This window comes from Photobacterium obscurum, assembly GCF_026191635.1.
In the GTDB taxonomy this organism is placed as follows: Bacteria; Pseudomonadota; Gammaproteobacteria; order Enterobacterales; family Vibrionaceae; genus Photobacterium; species Photobacterium obscurum.
Window position 1 is genome coordinate 68,642 of record NZ_JAKRRW010000026.1, and the last position, 6,107, is coordinate 74,748.

Here is a 6,107-nt window from a genome sequence, read left to right on the forward strand (position 1 = left end):
CCAATATACTCTCAGGGAATCTCGAACAATGGACAGACTCAACAACCATGAAAAAATACACACTTTTTTGCGCACTCTTCTTTTCGATGTTTCTTGGTGGTTGTCAACTTACTCATGTAGAAGGCGAAGTTGACGGCGTGAACATCAGAGCGACAACCAACGACAGCAAAAACAGCCATGGTCACGGCAGCTTCTGTCCACCGGGACAAGCCAAGAAAGGCAACTGCTAAACGATAGTTGGTATTAGCCTAACTGGCATACCGAAAGACATCCAAACCGTCCGGGTCGATATCCGCCGTCGTGCCACTGACAATGTCAGCCAGCAAACGGCCCGACCCGCAGGCCATTGTCCAGCCCAGTGTTCCGTGCCCGGTATTGGTGAACAGGTTGGCAAACGGTGTTTTGCCTATAACAGGCGTACCATCCGGCGTCATGGGCCGCAAACCACTCCAGTATTCAGCCTGACGGATATCGCCTGCCTGCGGAAACAGGTCTTGAATCACCATCGCAATGGTCTCTTTGCGCTTGTCCGCCAGGCTAAAATCAAACCCGGCCAGTTCTGCGGTTCCGGCCACTCGAATACGGTCATCAAAACGGGTCATCGCTACTTTATAGGTCTCGTCCATCACCGTAGAAACCGGAGCAGAATCACCATCGGTCACCGGCATGGTGAGTGAGTAACCTTTAACCGGATACACCGGTATATCAATCCCCAGTGGTGACAGCAACGACGCTGAATAGCTGCCCATCGCCACCACATACGCATCGGCTGTCATTTCGCCCTCACTGGTAGTAACCGAGGTAATTTTTCCGGCCTGCTGATTCAGGCTCTGTACGGTCACATCAAATTTGAACTGCACTCCTGCCTGCCTGGCAAGCTCCGTCAGTTGTTGGCAGAACAAATAACAGTCGCCGGTCTCGTCATCCGGCAAACGCAGCCCGCCAACCAGTTTGTCCCTAACCTTAGCCAATGCCGGCTCGGCCGCAATGCAACTGGCAACATCGAGCTCTTCGTATTGCGTGCCGCTTTCGGCCAGCACCTGAATATCTTTGGCAACCGCCTCAATCTGGGCTTCACTGCGAAACACCTGCAAGGTGCCCTGCTGTCGGCCCTCATACTGCAAATCATGCTGCTGACGTAAATCCAGCAGGCACTCACGGCTATAGTTGGCCACCCGTAGCATTCTGGCCTTATTGACCTGATACCTTTTCTGATTACAGTTAGCCAGCATCTTTGACGCCCACACATACAGCTCCGGCGATACCGATGGCTTGATCTTCAAAGGGGCGTGCTTTTGCAATAGCCACTTCATTGCTTTTACCGGAATACCCGGCGCCGCCCAGGGTGAGGAGTAGCCATAGGAGATTTGCCCGGCATTGGCAAAACTGGTCTCTTCCGCACTTTTGGGCTGACGTTCGACCACTGTCACATCATGTCCGGCCTGGGCCAGATACCAAGCTGATGTCAAACCAATAACCCCGCTACCTAAAACAACCACTTCCATACCATGACTCTCTTTCTTATAGGCGACTTTATGGAACGGAGAATGCTTTATTTACATTTGCATAACAATCGATAATATTTAACAGCAGTGTTTAGAATTTCTAAAGGCAAGGAATGGAAGCAACGATGACAGCACTAAACAACAGTACCCTTTCTGGGCTCGGTACTTTCGAGGTCGCCGCGAGATTGGGTAGCTTTACCCAAGCGGCACAGCACCTGCACATAACGACGGGAGCGGTTAGCCAGCAGATCCGCCAACTGGAAAGTAACCTTCTATTCCCTTTGTTTAACAGACACTCACGAGGGATCCGCCTCACCGAACAAGGCCAGCAGCTGTACAGTGTCGTAAGCCAAAGCCTCAGCGATATAGAGCAAGTCATCACTCAGCTTCAACAACCAACAACGGAGGGAGAAATCCGGCTCAAACTCACGCCGTCATTTGCCTTCAAGTGGCTGGTACCGAGGCTTCAGAATTTCTATCAGCAATACCCAGAGATAAAAATCCAGACCTTTGCCGAAGGCGCACTGGTCGATCACCAAGATACCAGCTTCGACCTGGTGATAGACTACTGTCGCCTACCCGATGGCTGCAAAAGCGACTCCAGCACATTATTGATAAGTGAGTACCTGCAACCGGTAATGAGCCCCGACTATAAGGCACAGTTCGATTGGCATGATAAGGAATGCTGGAAGCAAGTGGCACTACTGCATGACGCAATGCCCTGGCGTGAAGCCAGCCAAGATTTTGAGTGGCACTACTGGTTCAAGAAAATGAAAATTAGCGCCAACAGTCAGCAAGGTCATTACTTTAACCGCACCGATATGGCAATGGCTGCTGCCGAGGCCGGGCTCGGTGTCGCAATGGCACGTTGCGCCCTGATTAAAGATGACTTTGCCACTGGTAAGTTAGTTTCACCATTTACGCCTATTCCGGCCAATGCCGGTTACTACCTGATTCAGCACCGCCACAGCCAGGCAATTGAATACTTTATCGCATGGCTTCAACACGTAGCGGCTGAATTCCACGTTAGCACCTAATAAACCATTGTTTTTATAGCTATGCGTCAGAACAATTAGCGCAAGAGCTCATAATGTTCCAGATAGGCCTTGGCGATATTTTCATCCATGGTAGATTAGTGAGTAAAGGATAAATACGCTGCACAGAACATATTAGTGCGAAGTATTGAGGAAGTGATAGTACAATGGATAACTACTCTGAAAGTGAACGCATCATCCGAAGTTTGTATAAGATCACTAGTGCCTACGACCAAGGCTTCGACTTTCAACTACAAGCGCTACTCAAAATGGGACTCGAGCGCTTTAACCTCGATATTGCAATCCTTTCGCAGATAGATGGGGAGTGTTATTCCATCGTGCAATGTATCTGCCCGGACGATGTGCAGATAGAGGCGGGTGATTGTTTTGAACTGGGCAAAACCTATTGCTCCGTGACCAGCCATGCCGGTGGTCCAATCGCAATCGAGAATGTTGGACAAAGTGACGAACTAGGGCACCACCCGGCCTATCGGGAGCTACAACTTGAATCCTATATTGGCATCCCTGTTTACTGTCGAGGCAAGCTTTTTGGTACCCTCAACTTTTCCAGCGCCGCACCTTATCCCCGCCAGTTCAAAGACATTGATATTGACTCATTGCAGCTAATGGCTTCCTGGATTGAAGTTGAACTCCTCCGGCGCCAGCAAGAAGCCGAGCTTCAATCACTTAACCGTAAACTGCAAGAGCAAGCCAGAACCGACAGCCTGACCAAACTCCCCAATCGCCGCAGCCTATTCAAACACCTGCGCAAAGAAGTAAAACGTATTAATCAGAATGCGAGTAAATCAACGCTGGTAGTGATCGACATCGACCACTTTAAAAAAATCAATGATCAATATGGCCACCAACATGGCGATAAAACCCTCGTCGCGATTGCCGGTACCCTGCGCGAAGCCTTACGTTCTGATGATTTTGTCGCCCGGTACGGCGGTGAGGAATTTGTCCTCTGGTTGCCGGAAACCAAACCGGAACAGATTGATGACATTTGTGAGCGGATCATGGCCGGTATCAAAGCGTTGCATATTACCGCGAAACCGATAACTGTCAGCATGGGGATTTGCCATTTCGATTGCAGTGGTGAATACCAAAACAGTATCGACACCCTGCTCGATATGTTGATCAGCCATGCCGACAAAGCCCTATATCTCGCCAAGCAAAACGGGCGAAACCGGTATGAAAAATGCTCGCTGCATATCGATGGCATCACCTTTTCAGGCGAACAGGATCGATGTAGTTTTCATTAGCCCTAAACCAAGTCGGACAAACCGCAATTGTGTTGATTTTTATAACGAGGCAAAAGCTTCTCCCTGTCACCCCGCTTTGCCGCTCAGAATAAATTCAGACCAAACGCGGACTTCACATTATTGAGTACATCGCTGGAGTCATCCCTAGCTTTCTCAGTTCCAGCTTTCAATATCGCCACCAACTGGGCCTTGTCGGCCATCAACTCCTCTCGTCGATCTCGGATCGGCCGGATGACCTCCTGCAGACACGACTCCAGAATGGCTTTGGTTTTACCATCCCCCAATCCGCCAGCCCGATACTGAGTTTTCAGTGCTTCGACATAGGCCTTATCGGTACAAAATGCATCGAGGTAGGTAAATACCACGTTGCCTTCCACCTGCCCCGGATCTTCCACCCGCAGATGGTTGGGATCGGTGTACATCGCCCTCACCGCCTGTCTGATATCTTTATCGCTGGCACTCAGCAAGATAGCGTTGCCCATCGACTTTGACATCTTGCTTTTACCATCGGTACTTGGCAACCGCGACACATGGCTCAGCAGCGGTTTGCACTCACGTAGGATAGGCGTTCCCGCAATCCCATTGACCTTACGGACAATTTCATTGGTTTGTTCAATCATCGGCAGCTGATCATCCCCAACCGGGATCAACGTCGCGCCGAACGCCGTGATGTCGGCCGCCTGGCTAATGGGATAAGTCAGAAAGCCAGCCGGGATGGAACGGCCAAATGCCTTGGATTGGATTTCGCTCTTGACCGTCGGGTTACGCTCCAGCCGGGAGATAGAGACAAGATTGGCGTAATACATCGACAACTCAGCCAAAGCCGGGACTGCCGACTGCAGGCAAATGGTAGTCAAGTTAGGGTCAATCCCGACCGCCAGGTAATCGGCCACCACGTTGAGGATATTTGATGATACTTTGCCGGGGTTATGACCGTTGTCCGTCAGGCCTTGCATATCCGCTACCAGAATCGTCTGCTGGTATTGGTGCTGCAGCTGAACCCGCTGCTGGAGTGAGCCGACATAGTGGCCAAGATGCAGGGCGCCAGTAGCACGGTCGCCAGTAAGGATCTTTTCTTGGCTTTGAATAGAGCTAGGGGGCGAATCAAGATTCGAACTTTGAGCTAGGTGCTGGGGCTGAGTTTTGTTTTTGGTGCAGGTTATTAGCGTCATTGTCTTACCTCTAAATTGACCGACCAGAGGCAAGAATATTGTGATCCATTGGCAGCCTACTGGCGGCTATGGAACAAATACAGTTACGTGCCGCGCTTTATTGCAAAGCACGCCACCAAGTAGGAGTGAAAATTACAGATAGGGTCGTTTTCATGCACATCAAGCTAACAACTTATCTCGCGCTAGGCAAGCATGAACTTAAGGAAACCAATTCTTCGGTCCCCCATTGACACCCTTCGGAAGCGCTCCCCGTGATTATTCGGCACTACGAAACCAAACCATAACAAAATCAAGAACCTGTCCTTTGAATGAATATGATGTACTAAACATAAGAGCATAGCGGTTTTCACCTTAGCCCAACTTTCAGATGACTAGAATTTAGTACATCAGCGGCGACTTAGTTGTCCAGCACCAATAACAATAAAGGAGATAACTAGTGAAAAACCGTAATTTAATTCTAGGACTGATGATCAGTGGCCTCATACTCAGTACCACCGTATTAGCCGAAGAAGAGCTCGATTCGAGTTCAAAGAACAAGCCAGATAATGCTTTGAGCCTGGTTCCTTTAACCGATAGTGATTTTCGAGAACACAGCCCTGCACAGGTTGAATTGGGAAAAAAGCTCTTTTTTGACAAAATTCTGAGCGGTAATCGCAATATCTCCTGTGGCACTTGCCACCATACCTTAACCAACACCGCCGATGGCTTGTCTTTGTCTGTCGGTGAAGGCGCCAGCGGACTGGGGGTCAATCGGGATACCGGAGAAGGGGAAGATGCCATACATCAACGTGTACCGCATAATGCGCCGGCACTGTTTAACCTCGGTGCACACGAGTTTACCGTGCTGTTTAATGACGGCCGTATTTTCACCGACACAAGTCATTCTAGTGGATTTACCTCACCGGCTGGTGACCAATTACCCGATAATTTAGACAATGTATTAGCGGCACAGGCAATGTTTCCCGTCACCAACCCAACCGAAATGGCTGGACAACCCGGTGAGAACCCAGTCGCCGATGCTGCTGGTGAGAATAAATTAGCAGGGGATGACGGCGTCTGGGAGCTACTTGCCGAGCGCCTGAGAAATATTCCCGAGTACGTTACTCTGTTTAAGGCCGCTTTTGCTGATAT

General features: G+C 49.9%; 6 protein-coding genes. 4 read left to right on the plus strand and 2 right to left on the minus strand.

The features are described 5' to 3' along the window. Positions 1-47: 47 nt before the first annotated feature. Positions 48-230 carry a hypothetical protein gene (locus tag MD588_RS22615; protein WP_265700059.1) on the plus strand — a complete coding sequence of 61 codons (183 nt, stop codon included), beginning with the start codon at positions 48-50 and terminating at the stop codon, positions 228-230. An 18-nt stretch (positions 231-248) separates the two neighbouring features. On the opposite strand, the gene MD588_RS22620 is transcribed toward MD588_RS22615, so the two are convergent. Further along, the gene (locus tag MD588_RS22620) at positions 249-1,505 is read right to left on the minus strand and encodes a D-amino acid dehydrogenase (RefSeq protein ID WP_265700061.1); all 1,257 of its coding nucleotides are present in this window, start codon (positions 1,503-1,505) and stop codon (positions 249-251) included. A gap of 125 nt (positions 1,506-1,630) precedes the next feature. Here MD588_RS22620 and MD588_RS22625 point away from each other — a divergent pair, with 125 nt between their 5' ends. Both MD588_RS22625 and MD588_RS22630 read left to right on the plus strand, forming a co-directional pair. Continuing rightward, positions 1,631-2,542 (plus strand): LysR substrate-binding domain-containing protein, encoded by a 912-nt coding sequence (locus MD588_RS22625; protein WP_265700063.1) that lies wholly within the window; start codon positions 1,631-1,633, stop codon positions 2,540-2,542. 164 nt (positions 2,543-2,706) lie between these two features. Next, positions 2,707-3,804: a sensor domain-containing diguanylate cyclase gene (locus MD588_RS22630; RefSeq protein ID WP_265700064.1), complete on the plus strand. Its 1,098-nt coding sequence runs from the start codon at positions 2,707-2,709 to the stop codon at positions 3,802-3,804. Positions 3,805-3,887: 83 nt separating this feature from the next. On the opposite strand, the gene trpS is transcribed toward MD588_RS22630, so the two are convergent. Continuing rightward, positions 3,888-4,976 carry a tryptophan--tRNA ligase gene (gene trpS / locus MD588_RS22635; protein ID WP_265700066.1) on the minus strand — a complete coding sequence of 363 codons (1,089 nt, stop codon included), beginning with the start codon at positions 4,974-4,976 and terminating at the stop codon, positions 3,888-3,890. 436 nt (positions 4,977-5,412) lie between these two features. On the opposite strand from trpS, the gene MD588_RS22640 reads away from it, so the two are divergent. Beyond that, on the plus strand, positions 5,413-6,107 hold a 695-nt coding region (locus tag MD588_RS22640; RefSeq protein WP_322784267.1), incomplete at its 3' end, for a cytochrome c peroxidase.